The organism is Scytonema sp. UIC 10036 (assembly GCF_009725235.1).
The window spans coordinates 20,928-37,441 of the sequence record NZ_WJFC01000122.1 but is presented as its reverse complement, the minus strand read 5'-3'; the positions used below and the strand labels follow the sequence as shown (position 1 = coordinate 37,441).

Here is a 16,514-nt window from a genome sequence, read left to right as displayed (position 1 = left end):
TTGGATTTTGGATTTTGGAATTTGGATTTTGGATTTTGGATTTTGGATTTTGGATTTTGGATTTTGGATTTTGGATTGGGAAAGCTTTATCCGAACTAAATTTCACTTTCAAATTGGGAGAATTCATAATTCGGAGTTGATGAATTATTAGTAACTATGTTTAAAAGTAGCAGTACCACAAAAGTTCGCTTGCGTTTGCATATTCCTCCCTTTTATAAGGAAGAACCTGTCATTTCTCGACTAATTTCCAGTCACGGCTTAGTTGTTAACATTACAGGAGCGATGCTGGGAAAACACACAAATGGAGAGGGACGATTTGACCTAGAAATTCATGGAACTGTGCCACAACTTTGGCAGGGTTTGAATTACTTAGAATCTCTAAATCTGAAAATTGAGGGGAAACCTCATACAGGTGGAGATAGTTGGTACTGCTAAGTCAGTCATCGCTGAAACGCGAATGGCTTTCAATTTATTACAAAATCAAAACATAGCGATGGATAAACTCATGATTCAACACTGTTTGCCTAGATTTCGTAATGCCAAAGTTCTTCTTCTTTCAAGACAATTCTATGTAGGGGAAGACGATGAATTAAACCCTGTTCTTCTAACTGGGTAAGGATACGAGTAATCGTTACGCGAGTTGAATTGAGCATATCCGCAATGTCTTGATGAGTGAGGCGTAAATCAATGAGATTTCCGGATGCGACTTCACGACCAAATTTTTTAGCTAACCAAGTCAGCAACTTAACAACCATAACTTCCACTGTTTTATGACTGCGAATTATCATCAGTTCTTCTGCTTGTTGAATGTGAGCCAGCAATACCTGTGTGAGAGGGAACCACCCATCCAAAGGTAACACTACTGCTTCTACTTTGGTCAAACACTCTATTTGATAGGGATCGACTTTAGAAAACGCTTGGCTGACAATATCTCCCGGTCCCCAAATTCCTAAGGTGACAAGTGTACCGTCTTCATGCCAAGTAACAACCCTCACCACTCCTGTTTCAATTTTCCACAAACTATTCTCTTTTAGGGGTAGAGAGGAGCGAGTCTTAAAGCTGTATCTAGTGGTTTGACTAGATGAATTGGGAAAATGTGATGAAATAGACATTGTTGTTCTAATTACCTTTTTCCGATAAAAAAACCGTAGTTTATAACTATATCAATTTTTTGAAGGAGATCGCTATGGGAATTGCAGTTGAAAATGTAACTAAACAGTACGGCTCTTTCTATGCCGTGGACAATGTAAGTTTGGAAGTTAAAACAGGGTCTTTAGTGGCTCTTTTAGGTCCATCTGGGTCGGGAAAATCAACTTTACTGCGGATGATAGCCGGATTGGAAGTACCTGATTCCGGTCATGTTTGGTTGGTTGGAGAGGATGCCACTTACAAATCAGTACAAGAACGTCAGATAGGGTTTGTATTTCAGCACTATGCTTTATTTAAGCACATGACAGTGCGTCAGAACATTGCCTTTCCACTTGAAATTCGCAAGTTCCCTAAAAATAGAATTCAGGATAGAGTTGCAGAACTTTTGGAATTAGTTCAACTAGCGGGTTTTGGAGAACGCTATCCTTCACAACTTTCTGGAGGTCAACGTCAGAGAGTAGCCTTAGCAAGAGCACTAGCAGTGCAGCCAAGAATATTGCTTTTAGATGAACCATTTGGGGCGTTGGATGCGAAAGTCCGCAAGGAATTAAGAATGTGGTTGAGAAAACTGCATGAAGAGGTACATGTGACAACCGTATTTGTGACCCACGACCAAGAGGAAGCGATGGAAGTTTCCGATCAAATCGTAGTCATGAATAAAGGTCGGGTAGAGCAAATGGGTACACCTGTTGAGATTTACGACCATCCAGCCACACCTTTTGTCATGAGCTTTATTGGTCCGGTTAATATTCTTCCCAGTAACGCTGGTATTGTGGCAAATAAAGATTTTGCCACTCCATCAAGCCATCAAGTCTTCTTACGACCCCATGATATTGCGATCGCAACAAGTGCTACAGCAGAAAATTCTGTATCGGCTAAGGTATACCGAATTATTAACTTAGGTTGGGAAATTCGGGTTGAGTTGCTTCTTCAGTCTGGAGAACCAGTCATTGCTTACTTATCTCGCGAGCAGTTCGAACGGCTCAATATAAAGGAAGGACAGCAAGTATATGTTAAACCCAAGCAGGCAAAAGTCTTCCCAGCTTATGCTATGAGTTGATATTAAATTACACGTAGGGTGGGCACTGCCCACCACTACCAGGCACTCCCCACCCATAAAGAGAATGGCACAAAAAAAGGCAGCTATGCTGAGGGCAGAGGGCAGAAAGTTTGAATATGAGAGTTAAAATTTTGTATTGATTGAGAAGCTAGAAGTGGTAGTTCAAACCCCAAAACCAATAGCACGAGCAAGAGCAGTACTTTCTTATTTGTCCTAAAGAAAATTCTTTGGAGGGGCATAGTTTTTCAATATTAAGGGGGGTTGAAATTATGGCTTTTCTAAATACAAGTTCTCATCATAAGATTACGTAGAGTTATAGACGACTTTAACTTGTATTCTGCTGTCCTGAAAGCACCTCAAAGCTGATAGACAACGCTGCTATCTGTTGTGTGTCAATTTGGCTGATACCTTCGGTGAACGCACTTGTCCCACCACCACGACTACCCTTATCTAAATCATCTAATAAACTAGCGATCGCCTCTGCTGGTTCTTTGTCCAAATTTACAGGAATTCCTCGGTGTTCAGGTTTCTCGGCTGCTAAAGTCTGTAATAATTGGATGGCTTTTGTCAACGGTGTTGTACTAGAGCGTCGGTCCACTAATATATGTTGACAAAAACTAAATTATGTGGGGTGGGGTAAAACCCCGATTTTCGGTGAAATATTTGGGTCAGATTTTTAGCGATTCTCCTTCGGAGACGCTACGCGAACGCATAAAGACCGAATACTAAAATCCCCAATTTGAACAACACGCATATCTTGCGTTTTAGGTCAAGTACTTCTACTGGACCGGCGCTCTAGTAAAGATTTGAGTTTGGCTTGCAATCGCTTGATAGCATCCGTTACTTTTTCTATAGAGGTTCCGGCTGAACCAGGAATTAAATCTTGTGCGGGAGAAAATAGCGCAATGCTGCCAATTTGGGGTATATTTTTTACCTTCAGCTTTTGCAATTGCTGATAATAGGGTTTGGTAATTCGACTTAAAATATACTGCACTTCTTGTTGTGATAACGGCACTGCTTGAATGCGTTTGATAGATTGAAGTGCTTGAAGTGCTTGTTCTATCTCTTGTCCTAGCGATGGATCTAGCCCGATGTCGAGGGTGAGGTTGCTAGGAATTGCCCGCGATCGCTCTTGTAACAATGTACCTGGTACAAGAGCTGCTCCCCTATGTCTTATCTACGCCGAAATTTTCTCAAAAGAAACTTGCTGCATAATTTGTGCTTTTAACGAATCTGCTGCAACTGCGGCAATAGTTTCCCAATCTTCTTGTGTCAGCAAAACGCCTACTAGTTCTCGTAGTATCTGTCGATCGCAAATGAATTCTTCACAATAAAGTTCATCCATTTCCAAGACAGCGAGTATGCGTTCTCTGACATCTGATGTAGGTAATCTTAATCTTTGAAGCAGTTTCTATGAATGCAGTTTTTACTGCAACTATGGTAGCTGTTCCTAAATTCCAATTATTAAGTAGCAACCGTACTTCTCTATTTAAAGAAATACGTAACGTTTTTAAACGTCCCAATAGTTCAAGATTAAGCATCAATTCGCCAAAAGCAGTTCCCCAATCTAATCCCGCGCCTATGTTACCACCTACTTTGTCCTCAGCCTCGATTGCTTTTCTCAACCATTCTTCATCTTTCAACAAATCCATCGGATTTATCGCGTTGTCCTGGTTAGGGGTGGATTGATTGTTTGGTGGTTTTTGCTGACTCATCACTTACATCTGTTACTTCTATCATCTATACAATAGAGACAATTAGATAAGTTGTATGGTATTCCTTGGTAACTTATCACCTAATGCCGCTAAATTATCCAGGGAAACGACGAACTCCATACTCAAAATAAATTAGGTAGTCATAATCTTCGTCTTCACCCAAATCAATCATACCTTGATTTTCATAAAATTCTTCGGCTCCTGGTAAAGAATGTAACCCAACTCTCCCCTCGTAACCTAGTTCTATACTGCGAGTTCTTGCAAACGCCAAAAGTGCAGTACCAACGCCTTTTAATTTCGGCGGACGTTGAATAAATTGTCTGTTCCAAGGAGCTGAGGCAATACCTTCAACGTATATCAGCCTTTTCCCCTCTGTAAACCGCGAACCATGCAACTGAGTTTCGATCAGCATTAAACCCTGGGTTTCGCCTTCGTACTCAATTGCATAGCCTTCGCGGTTCTCTTGTCTGCTAATGATGAACCGCAGTTTAAACTCCCAGTCCCAAAACTTATCTTCTTGTCCGTACAATCTTAATTGTTCTTTCCACAACAAAACATAGTCGTTAACGTGTTTTTGTGCCAATTCTACTAAATATGCTTCTACGGTCATGCTATCTTGACCGCGAATTAATTCTATTTTCGTTCCCATTACACCTAAATCATGTGCATTAACAGACACAGAGCTACAAGAGGAAAGGATTATCCAAAATTAGGGAAATCCAATACATTTTGCAGTTGCGTACATAAGTTTTAACGTTTGGTAAAAAGTATACAATACTGTTGCAACTTCCAGCAGGCGATCTGTGCTGAGATCTTTACTCGCGTTGCCATGACAGAAGAAGAAGTCAAAGTTCTCCCTCCAGCCGGGAAACCAACAGAGAAAACTTCTAGAAGTAGTCACAACAAACCACCTCGAAAAATTAGCCAAGTTGAGGAGGATGACGACTTTGAGGATGAGCTTGAAGACGAGGAATCGGAGTTCGATGACGACTTTGATGATTTTAGCGATGAGGATGACCTACCGCAACACCTGACAATCCCACCTCACCCAATACCTCTTGCTCTATTTTGTAAAGAAATGTCAAACAAGGGAAAACATTAAGTATATAGCAATCCTAATTTATATATAAAAAATGTTAAGTATGTAGGGCTAAAGCCCACCATGTCTCGTTCGCACGCCAGGTAGAGTACAGGAGGCGGAGCCTCCCTTAAGGCATTCCCAGCCTGAGGCACCGGATCGAGGTGGTATGAAGTTTTAAGTGGTGGACTACTAGAATTTGGGGGAGTAGATCAAAAAAAATACCAATGAATGCCAGCGTAATAATGTTGTAAAATCTACATCTATATATTTTATAGAATCCACCTAGTAATATGAGTACAAATACTGATATAAACAACAATATTAGCGTTAATGATATTAGCTATCAAATGTACAAATTAATATCAGATTTGTATCCTATTTGTCGTAGTATCACTGGCGATGGCTTACGGAAAACACTGGAGATTATTCACAAATATATTCCCCTAGTTATGCATAATATACCCACAGGAACTCAAGTCTTTGATTGGACTGTTCCTAAAGAGTGGAATATAAAAGATGCTTATATTAAAAATTCTCAAGGAGAAAAAATTATAGATTTTGATCGATCAAATCTCCACGTAGTTAATTACAGCGTAAATATTCATGAAAAAATGCCTTTAAAGGATTTACAGGGACATCTTTTTACATTACGCGATCGCCCTGATTGGATTCCTTATAGAACTTCTTACTATAAAGAGAACTGGGGTTTTTGTCTCAGTCATAACCAACTATTAAACTTAAAGGAAGAAGAGTATGAAGTTTACATTGATTCTTCTTTAGAAAATGGTCATTTAACTTACGGGGAGTATTACATTAGAGGTGAAAAAGCAGATGAGGTTCTGATTTCATGTCACATCTGCCACCCATCTCTTTGTAATGACAATCTTTCCGGTATAGCATTAGCAACATTCTTAGCCAAACATCTCAGCCAACTTTCCCCTTCTTACTCCTATCGTTTTCTCTTTATTCCCGGAACTATTGGTTCCATTACCTGGCTTGCTTTAAATGAAGCGAATGTTGACAAAATTAAACATGGTTTGGTTGTAACTTGTGTGGGCGATCCGGGAAAGTCGCACTACAAAAAAAGCCGTCGAGGTAATGCCGATATTGATAAAGCCGTTATTCATATGTTGAAACACTCCAATCAAGATTATGAAATTCTGGAGTTTTCTCCTTACGGTTATGATGAACGGCAATTTTGCTCTCCAGGATTTAATCTTCCCGTGGGTTGTTTTATGCGATCGCCTCACGGTACTTATCCCCAATATCACACATCGGCAGACAATTTGGATCTGGTAAAACCTCAATATCTTGCTGATTCATTCTCAAAAATTTTGTCAGTTTTGCAGATTATAGAGAACAATAAAAAATACTTAAATCAAAACCCTAAATGTGAGCCGCAGTTGGGGAAAAGAGGACTATATAGTGCCATCGGCGGGCAGACGGATACCAAAAAAAATGAAATGGCTATGTTGTGGATTTTAAATTTGTCTGATGGCGAGCACACACTGCTAGATATTTCGGAAAAATCAGGTTTAGAGTTTGATTTGATTAAGAAAACAGCAGATACATTGTTGCAGTTCAATTTATTAAAAGAATGTTCTGAGTTAAAAAACTAGATCCCCTGGTACTCTCTCGTTCCCAGCCTCAGGCTGGGAACGCAGACAGCGAGGCTCTGCCTCGCCAAGTTGGATCGAGACGGGAGGCGGAGCCTCCGGTAAGGCATTCCCAGCCTCAGGCTGGGAACGAGGTGGGGGGGCTCTGAGCTTAAAAAACTACTTTACGGCAATAAAAAGCTTCCGCGTACTTATGAGGCGCATTAGATTCAATTCCTCGCAATCTCAGAATTGATAAAAATGTTTCTTCTGTAAACCATTGTTTCTGGTTTTGCGATGGAAAGCTGTCAAGAATATAGTTGATTTTGTCTTTGCAAATGTTTTCAGTTAAATGAACAAAAAAATTAGGATTTCCTAAATCTCCATCATACTTAGGTATTTCATATTCTAATATTAAATGATTTCTAAATGTATTCCAGGTAAAATCAGAAATTAAGCGATGGTCTTGATGCAGATCGTGACGGGAATGAGTCAGAATTAAATCTGGATGATAATCTCGCTTCAATTCTCGAAAAATTGTTTAATTTCAATTCCTATGAAAGGAAAAAAACCGTCTTGGAATTGTTTGATGATATATTTTTTTTTCTGAAACTTTTTCTAAAAACTTATTAGCACTATGAGTAAGCTTCTTTCTCTCTTTGTATGTTAGAACTAAAGACAACCCAATAAAACACAAGATTCGGGTAACTTTCTATCAGTCTTAAGATTGTACCTCCACAACCAATTTCTATATCATCGCAATGCGCTCCCAAACACAAAACTTTATAACTTGAGTTATTTTTTTGTTCAAAATTAAATTTAAGCATATTGCTGAATCGTTATTATTGACTGACTCTTGCACCTTCCTTGTGGAAGGGCTGGTGGACTTTAGCCCAACCTACTTTCTATGGTAGAGCACAGGAGGCGGAGCCTCCCATAAGGCATTCCCAGCCTGAGGCTGGGAACGAGGTGACAGCCCATCAAAATTTTGAGTTAAGCCAATTTTAATGATGTAGAACCATTAGCAACATGGTGACTCCGACGGTAATCCAAAGATTTTGCTTTCTTTTCAAGATCCCATACAGCCCAAGGAGCGTTACCTTGACAATACATATCATCTAACTGCTGTTGCTCTTTGAATGTATCCATACAAGCCCAAAAGCCACTGTATTTATAAGCAACTAGCTGTTTTAAATTAATTAATCTTTGAAATGGTTCATTCACTAATTCTTCTCCGGGTTCGATATATTTAAAAATATCTTTCTTAAATACAAAGAAACCTCCATTAATCCTAATACCCGCTTGTTGAACACTTTGGATGTCACTGACCAAGCCATTTTCTTCCATTGAAACTAAATGGAAACTTTGCGATGGTTTGACGCACAGAAAGCTAGCTATTTTGTTATGTTTGTGAAAGTCTTCAATTATGTCAGGTAGATATAAATCTGTTAAACCGTCGCTATAGTTTGCTAAAAATACCTCTTCACCTTCTAAGTATTTTTCAACAGCCTTAAACCTTTGACCAATATTTGAAGTCAAACCGGTATCGACAAAAGTAATTTTCCAATCTTCAATATCACTATTGAGAAGTTGAATTTTTTTGCCTCCCTCCTGTAAAGTAAAATCATTGGAAATACACTCATCATAATTGAGAAAGTAATTCTTAATGACGTCTGCTTTATAACCGAGACACAAAATAAAATCTTTGTGTCCGTAGTGGGCATAATATTTCATGACATGCCATAATATTGGTCTGTAGCCAATATTAACCATGGGTTTGGGAACATTGGCAAAAAAATCTCTTAATCTTGTTCCTAACCCACCGCAAAATAAAACTACTTTCATCGTAATTGTCCTTCTTTTTTATGATGAAATTTCAAGTCGTTGTGAGTTGATTCCTAATTGAGTCAAGAATAGACATTAACTTCAGGAATCGGCACGATAAATTTACAACCCCAATCACGTACAAACGCCATCTGCGACATGATTTCGTTTTTCAAATTCCAAGGTAAAATTAGTAAATAATCAGGTTTTGTTTCTCGAATTTTGTCTGGATGGAAGATTGGTATATGAGTTCCTGGTAAGAATTTCCCTTGTTTGTATGGGTTGCGATCTACGGTGTAATCAATGAAATCTTCTCTAATTCCACAATAATTCAAAAGTGTGTTACCTTTGCCAGGAGCGCCGTAACCTGCAATTGTTTTTCCCTGTCGTTTAGCCAAAATTAAAAATTCTAAAAGTTTGAATTTGGTTTCCTTAACTTTTTCACCAAATGAGAAATAATTTTTGATGTTGGTAAATCCAGCAGCTTCTTCCTTAGCTCTTAGTTCTATAACCCGTGGACTAATAGGTTTAGAAGTATCTTCTGCTTGTTTTGCATAAATTCTTAGAGAACCACCATGAGTTGACAGTTCTTCTACATCAAAGATTGTTAAACCATGATGTGCAAAAATCTTCTCGACTGTCAGCAATGATAAATAAGAGAAGTGTTCGTGATAAATAGTGTCAAACTGATTCTCCTCAATAAGTCGCATTAAATGGGGAAACTCCATGGTAATGATACCTTGAGGTTTAAGTAGTATTTTAGCGCCTCCAACAAAATCATTGATATCAGGTACATGAGCCAGTACATTATTACCTATCAATAAATCTGCTTGCTTACCGCTAGCAACCAATTCAGATGCTGTGCTTTTTCCAAAAAACTTGACAACTGTAGAAATACCTTTTTTGATAGCTACCTCAGCAACATTAGCTGCTGGTTCTATGCCTAGAACAGGTATATTCTTTTCAAGAAAGTATTGCAATAAGTAACCATCGTTACTAGCGATTTCCACAACTTGACTTGAGGCGTGCAATCCAAATTGCGCTATTACCTTTTCGGTATAATTTTTGGCGTGTTGTAGCCAAGAGTCCGAGTAAGACGAGAAGTAAGCATACTCGCTGAAGATGTCTTGGGGACTGACATATTCCTGCAGTTGAACTAAAAAACAGCGATCGCATACACATACGTGTAGCGGATAAAAAGGCTCCATCTGGTTTAGCTGTTCGAGCGACACGTAGCTTTCACAAAGCGGTGACATTCCCAAATCAACAAAAGTGTGCTTTAATGCAACCCCACAAAATCGACAGCAACCGCGATTCAGGGTTTTACCATTATCTACGTAGGACTCCAAAGTTGTTTTAATCATTTATTAGCTTCTTTAAATATTGTAAGTAACCAGATAGAGCAACTGCTCGCGATTTTGTTGGCGGGAAAAACTTCAAGCTACCACGCCTTTGGATGTGCATACACTCAATAGGAATGGTGTTTGAGCACGCACTCGTTTCCTCTTTTTGAATTTTGTATTACTTATATTAGTTTGGCGTGAGTAAAATATCGAACATAGTTACAGATAAATTAATTTGGTTTGTAGTTGCGCTTTAGCGCATACATCACAACTACAAACGTAGTACACATATTTATCCGAATATGACATCATACTGCGATCGCAGTTCGATAAATCATAGTATGCAACTGACCTGTTTGCGATCGCGTTCCACAAAATGTATGACTTAACGTATAAGTTGTACAACTTGAGTCTGTTTATGCCTGATACTTTTGCAATTTTTCTAAGAAACCGACTCCAAATCAGACTTTTTTACTGTATTATGAACTATTTTTTTATTCTTATTGTTTTTTCTATAAGAAAATTTAATCAATAAATAGATGAAGCAATGCGAAATCTAGTACCAAAATCTGCTTCTCGCACTTAAATATGAATTTTTGTAAAATTTCTACTTATATAAAACAAAAGATGTGAATGAGGAGTATTGAGTTGGTTATTACAGCAAGCCCCCTAGTTTTAACTGACACTGAAATGTTGTATGAAGTGGTTGACTGTTTAAGAGAACGCATTCCAATAAGACTTAAGGTAGATGTCATCAAATTCAGATTTAGATATGGGGACTATAGCAGCACTTGAAGATGTTAGTGTAAATGACGTTTTTAGTTGGTTTAAACATTGCGGTTATTGTATTGCATCCAACTAAAAACCACTCTAGTAATGATTATTTATGCCAACTTATTTACTGATTTAAAAATTGATTTTTGTAAAGTAGGAAAAGTAGGAAAAGTACTTGATTAAATTTTTTGAGGATTCTGTAGGAGGCATCAACATATTGAAATAAAAATAAGTTAATATCTATATTGAAATAAAAATAAGTTAATATCTATAATAGAAATTTATACCTAAATTTCCAAACATCCTCTTAGGTATTTTCCTACCTGGCTGCTGCAAAAGATGAGATATCCTACCCACTTTAATATTGGTTATTATTAGCAAGGCAGTGCTAATTTTTTCAATCATTACGTTGTAAACCCAGTGAATTGATAAATATGTTGCAGATAAAATTCATTAAAACAACAAAATTAAATATGAAAACTTCTATAATGCTTTACAAAGACAGCTTTACATATTAACATTTGGGATAATTTAATATGAACTATGTCTAAAGGTAGAAGTTAGGGTAAAAATACTTCCTTAAGCCAATAATACCTGGAGGTTAAAGTTCTGTTTTATGGCACGACGTTCGCTGAAGGCATCTACTATAGGTATAGAAAAAGCGAAAAGGGCTTTTCAATTACGGGAATGGACCCAAGAATATCTAGCTACTGAAGTAGGACTGGAAACTCGCCAGCCAATTTGGAAGTTTTTTACAGGCAAGCCAATTGAGCGTCATAGCTTCATGGAAATTTGCTTTCAACTTGGTTTGGATTGGCAAGAGATTGCCGAGCTACCGACTCTGATACTCCGGGAGGAAATCAGCCAGAATCGCGACAACTGGCAGGAGACAGATGTAGCCGTGCAAATGGTGCGATCGCGTCTCTACGATAAAATTCAAGCTCAGTGTGGCACTCTGCGGTTGTTAGATATTGCCCAACCGATTGCACTTGAAGACATTTATATCGATGTCAATATTCTAAATAATATTGTCAGTCAAAGATGGTTAGATCTCTATGAATTACAAGGCTTGATTTCAGAAAAATTTGACCGCATGAGTTTAGTTCCGAACTGTCAGGAACGACTCAGAGCAATGCAGGCGGTAGCGACCTATTCCAAAGTGATGGTGCTAGGTAAACCAGGGTCTGGGAAAACAACATTATTACAACATATCGCTACACAATGCAATCAAGGTAAGTTTTTAGCGGACAAAATTTCCATTTTTATCCGACTTAAAAACTTGGCTGAGGATAGTAGAGAAACAGGCGATTTTAGTATATTGAACTATATCAATCAACACTTGGCTGAGTTCGGCATTTGCAACCAACAAGTCCAAACATTACTTGTTCAGGGGAAAATGTTGATGCTACTGGATGGGTTAGATGAAATTCCAGAAGATGACAGCGCTAAAATTGTGAAAAAAATTCAGAGTTTTTCTGAGAAGTTTTATAAAAATAGATTTATTATTACCTGTCGAATTGGTACTCAGCAGTGTCGTTTTGAGTCATTTACCGATGTTGAAATTGCCGATTTTGATTGCTCGCAAATAGAAGCTTTTGTTCAAAAGTGGTTTATTAACGTTGGGAAGAATTCCATTGAACAAGGAAAAGCCTTAGCTTGTCAGTTCATGCAAAAGTTGCAGTTATCAGAAAATCGGCAAATTCGAGAACTAGCCCGCTCGCCACTGTTGCTCAACCTGGTTTGTTGTGTGTTTCAAGCGCAATTAAACTTTCCCACCAGACAAGTAGAACTTTACAAGCAAGGATTGGATATCTTGCTCAATCGTTGGGATGCAGTCAGGAGCATTAAACGCAATGAAACGTATCATCACTTGTCTTTACCCCACAAGCTTAAACTGCTAAGTCAGATTGCCGCTTTTACCTTTGAGCAAGAACGTTACTTTTTTACAAAAAGCACTGTCCGGCGATATATTGCAGACTATCTCGCTCAGATATCTGATGCCCAACCCGATTCGGAGATGCTGCAACTGAATAGTGAAGCAGTCCTGAAATCGCTCTTAGCACACGGACTCCTAGTGGAGCAGGCTCGAGGAATTTACTCCTTCTCACATTTAACGTTTCAAGAGTATTTAACAGCTAGAAATATTGTTACTAGTCCTAAACCAGAAATATTAGAAAAACAACTCAGTAATCTGGTCAGCCATATGACGGAAGCTCGTTGGCGCAAAGTATTTTTACTGACAACTGGTATGTTGGGTAATGCTCCTTACTTGCTGCAACTAATGAAGCAACATATTGATGGGCTTGTTGCTACCGATGAGCAATTGCAGCAGTTCCTCATCTGGCTCAACCAGAAGTCCCTTTCTGTGCAGGCTCCTTATACAAAATCAGCTATTCGTGCCTTTTACCTGACACTAGTTCTTCCTAGTGATTTAAGCTTAGCTTGTGACATGGCTTTGTGCATTGCCCTTGATTCAAGGTTTGCTGGTACTCTTGCCTCTGATTTGACTGTAGATTTGGCTCTCAAACGTGCTGTATCCCTTACCTATGCCTTGCCACCCGACCCCATAGATCGAGCCATTGCTCTCAGTTTTGCCCTAACTTTAGATGTGGATTGTGCCTGCGATTGTGATTTTAAGCGATCGCTGCAACAACTTAAAAAACAATTACCAGCCCCAGAGCAAGGTAGAGAAAAGATCAAGAAATGGTGGAATGCTAACGGTGAGACTTGGACTCTTCAATTGAAGTCTTTGATGCTTTGGTGTCGCAACATAAACGATCGATGGCAGTTCAGCGAAAAGCAAAAGGAAGTCCTCAAGCAGTACTATACTGCCAACCAGTTGCTGGTGGATTGCCTCAAGACCAATTGTGAAATCACTCCTAGTATACGAGAGCAAATTGAGGAAACCCTGTTGTTGCCCATCACCAAAACATCAGGTTCTCTATCGGGGAGAAATGTATATTTATCAACGGGGAGTGTACTGCAGCTATGGTAGAGACTAAATAATATGAGCTACTTCCGAACCGCTCTAAAATTCCACTCCAGCATATAGGTAGGGCTAAAGCCCTACAACATTGAGTGGTGGGCTTTAGCCCTACCTACTGTTATTAACGTTTCATGGGAAAACAACAAACTTATACGTTAAGTCATACATTTTCTGGAACGCGATCGCAAACAAGCCAATGGCACACTGCTATCTCATGTACAGTTGATCCACCCTGGGGGCATAACAAAAATGTGTTGCGAGTTGAAGTCGCTTGTTAGAAGTTAACAAATTTTCAGTGAACTGTGGGGGGTATTTTGCAGAATCTGACCTTGTCATCTTCTGGCTGTAGTCCTATAGCGCTTGCAGGTAGGGAAGCAGTTACAGTCAAGGGCAAATTTTTCTTTATTGGAGATCGAAAATTTTTTCTTAAAGGAGTTAGCTACGGTCCCTTTGCCACTGGCACGCACGGTAAGCCTTTTCCAGAAAAACTAGTTGTGGAGAAAGACTTTGCCATGATGGCACAGTTGGGGGTTAACTGTGTGCGTATCTATACTGTTCCACCGAGTTGGCTTTTGGATTTAGCTTGTGCCTACGGTCTGAGGATGCTTATCGGCATCCCCTGGTCTCAGCATATCGCCTTTCTGGACTCATCTGCTGTTCAGGCGGAAATCCGGAACTGCATTGCTACAGGAGTCAAAGACTGTCAGAACCATCCTGCTGTCTTTGCCTATTTGGTGGGCAATGAGATTCCTCCGGATATTGTGCGTTGGCACGGTCAAAGACGGGTTCGTGCTTTTGTCAAAGAGTTAATGGAGATAGCAAAAGACAACGCTCCCGAAGCATTGGTGAGCTATGCCAATTATCCCTGTACTGAATATTTAAATATTGACTTTACTGATTTTTTATGCTTTAACGTCTACCTGCATCAAGAAAAAGATTTTCGCCGCTACCTATCCCGACTCCACAATCTGGCGGGGGATAAACCTTTAGTGCTGAGTGAGTTTGGTGTTGACTCGATCCGTGAGGGAACCCAAACGCAAGCCGAAATCCTCTCCCAGAAGTTGTCATCCAGCTTTTCCATGGGAGCAGCAGGAACGATAATTTTTTCCTGGACTGACGAGTGGTTTACCGGGGGGTATGCTATACAAGACTGGGCTTTTGGCTTGGTTGATGCTGAACGTAACAAAAAGCCTGCGTTCGACACGGTTCAGCAGTATTACATAGAACCTCTGCCACCTGCGCTACCAGAGTATCCCAAAGTCTCAGTCGTTGTATGCGCTTACAATGCTGAGCGTACTATGGATAGTTGCCTAGCTTCTCTCAAGGATCTCAACTACCCTAACTACGAAGTCATTGTCGTCAACGATGGCTCGACTGACGGCACTCTAGAAATTACTCAGCGCTATGACTATGTACGCCTGATTAGTCAGGAAAACAAGGGACTGAGTGTAGCACGCAACGTCGGCATCGCTGCTGCAACGGGGGAGATTGTTGCCTTTACTGATTCTGATTGTATGGCAGATCCAGACTGGCTGACTTACTTGGTAGAAAAATTTCTCTCCTTAAATTTAGCAGCAGTCGGTGGTCCAAACTTATCTCCTCCTGAAGACTCTCTTGTCCCTGCTTGCGTTGCTGTCTCTCCGGGGGTACCTACCCACGTACTTTTAAGCGATGAAGTTGCCGAACATATTGCAGGCTGCAACATGGCTTTTCGTCGTGAGGCTCTACAGGAAATTTGCGGCTTCGACCCGCAGTTTCGTGTTGCTGGTGACGATGTTGACCTCTGCTGGCGACTGCAAGATAAAGGTTACACAATTGGCTTCAGCCCATCTGCAATAGTATGGCATTTTCGCCGTAACACCGTTGATGCGTATCTCAAGCAACAACGAGGTTATGGTAAGGCGGAGGCGCTCGTTTATTTTAAGCATCCCGATCGCTTTAATCTTTTGGGACAACCTAGCTGGCTGGGGAGGATCTACGGAGATCTATCTTCTTATCTCCGTTTTGGTCAACCAGTTATCTATTCCGGGGTGTTTGGTCGCGGTTTGTTTCAAACCCTGTATGAGCCTCCTTCCTCTCTTATGTCTTTTCTACCCCTAACCTTGGAGTGGAATGTAGCTGCTGCTATCCTCTTTCTGTTTGGGCTTTTGTCTGGCAATCGCCCGTGGGTGGGTGCAGCAATGTTTATCATTTCCTGTATTTGGTGTATAGCTGGTGCCCTACAGGCACGGATTGATACCCGTTTTCAGGGAACAAGAGCACGCCTGCTTGTTGCTCTGTTGATCTACTTAGGTCCTCTTGTACGCAGTGTAGAACGCTACCGTTGGCGTATAAGAAGACTCACTACGGTAGAGCCAATTCAGATTGATGAGTTTTAAATCAGAAGTCAACTAGTTTTTAATAATTTTTAAGACAATGACTCAAACACTAACTCAAGTAGGATTAATTAAGTTCGAGCGACCAACACACAAACCACAGATCGCCTGGAGCGATCGCGCTTTTTGCTTATCCTATTGGACAGAGGCGGGACTGGAGAAAGAAAAGTTGCTGCAAGAGGTCATGGATTTTCTTATACCCTACAAGTATTTCATCGCTATCGATGGCGGGTGGAGCGACTGGGATTTAGAGATTTACCGGGGAATCTGGTCAAAGGTTGAAGTTAAGGTATGTGCTGAAAATCACGGGGGCAATAAAAGACTTCTTAGGGTGCGATGTGCGCTTAGAATGTCACAGTTAGCCACTATGGCTATGGTTAGCTATTCTTTTCTAATAGTTGTGGCACTTATTTTGGGAATGCCAGAATTAGTTACAGTCGCAGTTATCGCAGGCGCGATCAACGTCGGTGTTATTTTATATGAAAACTTCGGCTTGGGGCGTATTATCTATCAGGTGCTTTCGATTGTCACCAAAAAAATTCACCTGCTGCCAATACACAACACCGACACTCAGTCTTTGACCCCAAGTGCAATATTAAACTAATGCTTTTC

15 protein-coding genes and 1 pseudogene are annotated in these 16,514 nt (G+C 40.0%); 8 read left to right on the top strand and 8 right to left on the bottom strand.

Annotation, left to right across the window (positions count from 1 at the left end):
* The first annotated feature begins 156 nt into the window (after positions 1-156).
* On the top strand, positions 157-435 hold the full coding sequence (locus tag F7734_RS39265) for an NIL domain-containing protein (protein WP_155749849.1): 279 nt from the start codon (positions 157-159) through the stop codon (positions 433-435).
* A gap of 89 nt (positions 436-524) precedes the next feature.
* Here F7734_RS39265 and F7734_RS39260 read toward each other — a convergent pair whose 3' ends face one another.
* Entirely contained in the window at positions 525-1,112 is a 588-nt protein-coding gene (locus tag F7734_RS39260) for a Crp/Fnr family transcriptional regulator (protein WP_155749848.1), read from the bottom strand.
* A 74-nt stretch (positions 1,113-1,186) separates the two neighbouring features.
* Here F7734_RS39260 and F7734_RS39255 point away from each other — a divergent pair, with 74 nt between their 5' ends.
* Positions 1,187-2,209 (top strand): sulfate/molybdate ABC transporter ATP-binding protein, encoded by a 1,023-nt coding sequence (locus tag F7734_RS39255; protein ID WP_155749847.1) that lies wholly within the window; start codon positions 1,187-1,189, stop codon positions 2,207-2,209.
* 325 nt (positions 2,210-2,534) lie between these two features.
* On the opposite strand, the gene F7734_RS39250 is transcribed toward F7734_RS39255, so the two are convergent.
* From F7734_RS39250 to F7734_RS39235, 4 genes and pseudogenes are all read right to left on the bottom strand, one after another.
* Complete coding sequence (locus F7734_RS39250) at positions 2,535-2,780, bottom strand: hypothetical protein (RefSeq protein ID WP_155749846.1); 246 nt, start codon at positions 2,778-2,780, stop codon at positions 2,535-2,537.
* A gap of 198 nt (positions 2,781-2,978) precedes the next feature.
* On the bottom strand, positions 2,979-3,350 hold the full coding sequence (locus F7734_RS39245) for a hypothetical protein (RefSeq protein WP_155749845.1): 372 nt from the start codon (positions 3,348-3,350) through the stop codon (positions 2,979-2,981).
* A gap of 36 nt (positions 3,351-3,386) precedes the next feature.
* A pseudogene (locus tag F7734_RS39240) lies at positions 3,387-3,924 on the bottom strand (hypothetical protein).
* Between the two features lie 94 nt (positions 3,925-4,018).
* Positions 4,019-4,573 carry a GNAT family N-acetyltransferase gene (locus tag F7734_RS39235; RefSeq protein ID WP_155749851.1) on the bottom strand — a complete coding sequence of 185 codons (555 nt, stop codon included), beginning with the start codon at positions 4,571-4,573 and terminating at the stop codon, positions 4,019-4,021.
* Between the two features lie 180 nt (positions 4,574-4,753).
* On the opposite strand from F7734_RS39235, the gene F7734_RS39230 reads away from it, so the two are divergent.
* The gene (locus F7734_RS39230) at positions 4,754-5,026 is read left to right on the top strand and encodes a hypothetical protein (protein ID WP_207714322.1); all 273 of its coding nucleotides are present in this window, start codon (positions 4,754-4,756) and stop codon (positions 5,024-5,026) included.
* 269 nt (positions 5,027-5,295) lie between these two features.
* Complete coding sequence (locus F7734_RS39225) at positions 5,296-6,624, top strand: DUF4910 domain-containing protein (protein ID WP_155749843.1); 1,329 nt, start codon at positions 5,296-5,298, stop codon at positions 6,622-6,624.
* 148 nt (positions 6,625-6,772) lie between these two features.
* Here F7734_RS39225 and F7734_RS62405 read toward each other — a convergent pair whose 3' ends face one another.
* The 3 genes from F7734_RS62405 to F7734_RS39210 form a co-directional block, all read right to left on the bottom strand.
* Positions 6,773-7,126 (bottom strand): hypothetical protein, encoded by a 354-nt coding sequence (locus F7734_RS62405; protein ID WP_207714321.1) that lies wholly within the window; start codon positions 7,124-7,126, stop codon positions 6,773-6,775.
* A 467-nt stretch (positions 7,127-7,593) separates the two neighbouring features.
* Positions 7,594-8,445: a glucose-1-phosphate cytidylyltransferase gene (locus tag F7734_RS39215; RefSeq protein WP_155749842.1), complete on the bottom strand. Its 852-nt coding sequence runs from the start codon at positions 8,443-8,445 to the stop codon at positions 7,594-7,596.
* 62 nt (positions 8,446-8,507) lie between these two features.
* Positions 8,508-9,788, bottom strand: a complete 1,281-nt coding sequence (locus F7734_RS39210; protein ID WP_155749841.1) for a class I SAM-dependent methyltransferase — start codon at positions 9,786-9,788, stop codon at positions 8,508-8,510.
* Between the two features lie 1,369 nt (positions 9,789-11,157).
* On the opposite strand from F7734_RS39210, the gene F7734_RS39205 reads away from it, so the two are divergent.
* The 4 genes from F7734_RS39205 (at position 11,158) to F7734_RS39190 (ending at position 16,506) form a co-directional block, all read left to right on the top strand.
* Entirely contained in the window at positions 11,158-13,536 is a 2,379-nt protein-coding gene (locus tag F7734_RS39205) for an NACHT domain-containing NTPase (RefSeq protein WP_155749840.1), read from the top strand.
* A 122-nt stretch (positions 13,537-13,658) separates the two neighbouring features.
* Positions 13,659-13,805 (top strand): hypothetical protein, encoded by a 147-nt coding sequence (locus F7734_RS39200; protein WP_155749839.1) that lies wholly within the window; start codon positions 13,659-13,661, stop codon positions 13,803-13,805.
* A gap of 36 nt (positions 13,806-13,841) precedes the next feature.
* Positions 13,842-15,905: a glycosyltransferase gene (locus F7734_RS39195; RefSeq protein ID WP_155749838.1), complete on the top strand. Its 2,064-nt coding sequence runs from the start codon at positions 13,842-13,844 to the stop codon at positions 15,903-15,905.
* Between the two features lie 37 nt (positions 15,906-15,942).
* Complete coding sequence (locus tag F7734_RS39190; protein WP_155749837.1) at positions 15,943-16,506, top strand: hypothetical protein; 564 nt, start codon at positions 15,943-15,945, stop codon at positions 16,504-16,506.
* Positions 16,507-16,514: the final 8 nt, after the last annotated feature.

Bases quoted from the DNA above. Each gene is read 5' to 3' on its own strand.
- F7734_RS39190 (WP_155749837.1), top strand. From the start codon at position 15,943: ATGACTCAAACACTAACTCAAGTAGGATTAATTAAGTTCGAGCGACCA.
- F7734_RS39200 (WP_155749839.1), top strand. From the start codon at position 13,659: ATGGGAAAACAACAAACTTATACGTTAAGTCATACATTTTCTGGAACG.
- F7734_RS39230 (WP_207714322.1), top strand. From the start codon at position 4,754: ATGACAGAAGAAGAAGTCAAAGTTCTCCCTCCAGCCGGGAAACCAACA.
- F7734_RS39255 (WP_155749847.1), top strand. From the start codon at position 1,187: ATGGGAATTGCAGTTGAAAATGTAACTAAACAGTACGGCTCTTTCTAT.
- F7734_RS39215 (WP_155749842.1), bottom strand. From the start codon at position 8,445: ATGAAAGTAGTTTTATTTTGCGGTGGGTTAGGAACAAGATTAAGAGAT.
- F7734_RS39235 (WP_155749851.1), bottom strand. From the start codon at position 4,573: ATGGGAACGAAAATAGAATTAATTCGCGGTCAAGATAGCATGACCGTA.
- F7734_RS39225 (WP_155749843.1), top strand. From the start codon at position 5,296: ATGAGTACAAATACTGATATAAACAACAATATTAGCGTTAATGATATT.
- F7734_RS39265 (WP_155749849.1), top strand. From the start codon at position 157: ATGTTTAAAAGTAGCAGTACCACAAAAGTTCGCTTGCGTTTGCATATT.
- F7734_RS39205 (WP_155749840.1), top strand. From the start codon at position 11,158: ATGGCACGACGTTCGCTGAAGGCATCTACTATAGGTATAGAAAAAGCG.
- F7734_RS39210 (WP_155749841.1), bottom strand. From the start codon at position 9,788: ATGATTAAAACAACTTTGGAGTCCTACGTAGATAATGGTAAAACCCTG.
- F7734_RS39260 (WP_155749848.1), bottom strand. From the start codon at position 1,112: ATGTCTATTTCATCACATTTTCCCAATTCATCTAGTCAAACCACTAGA.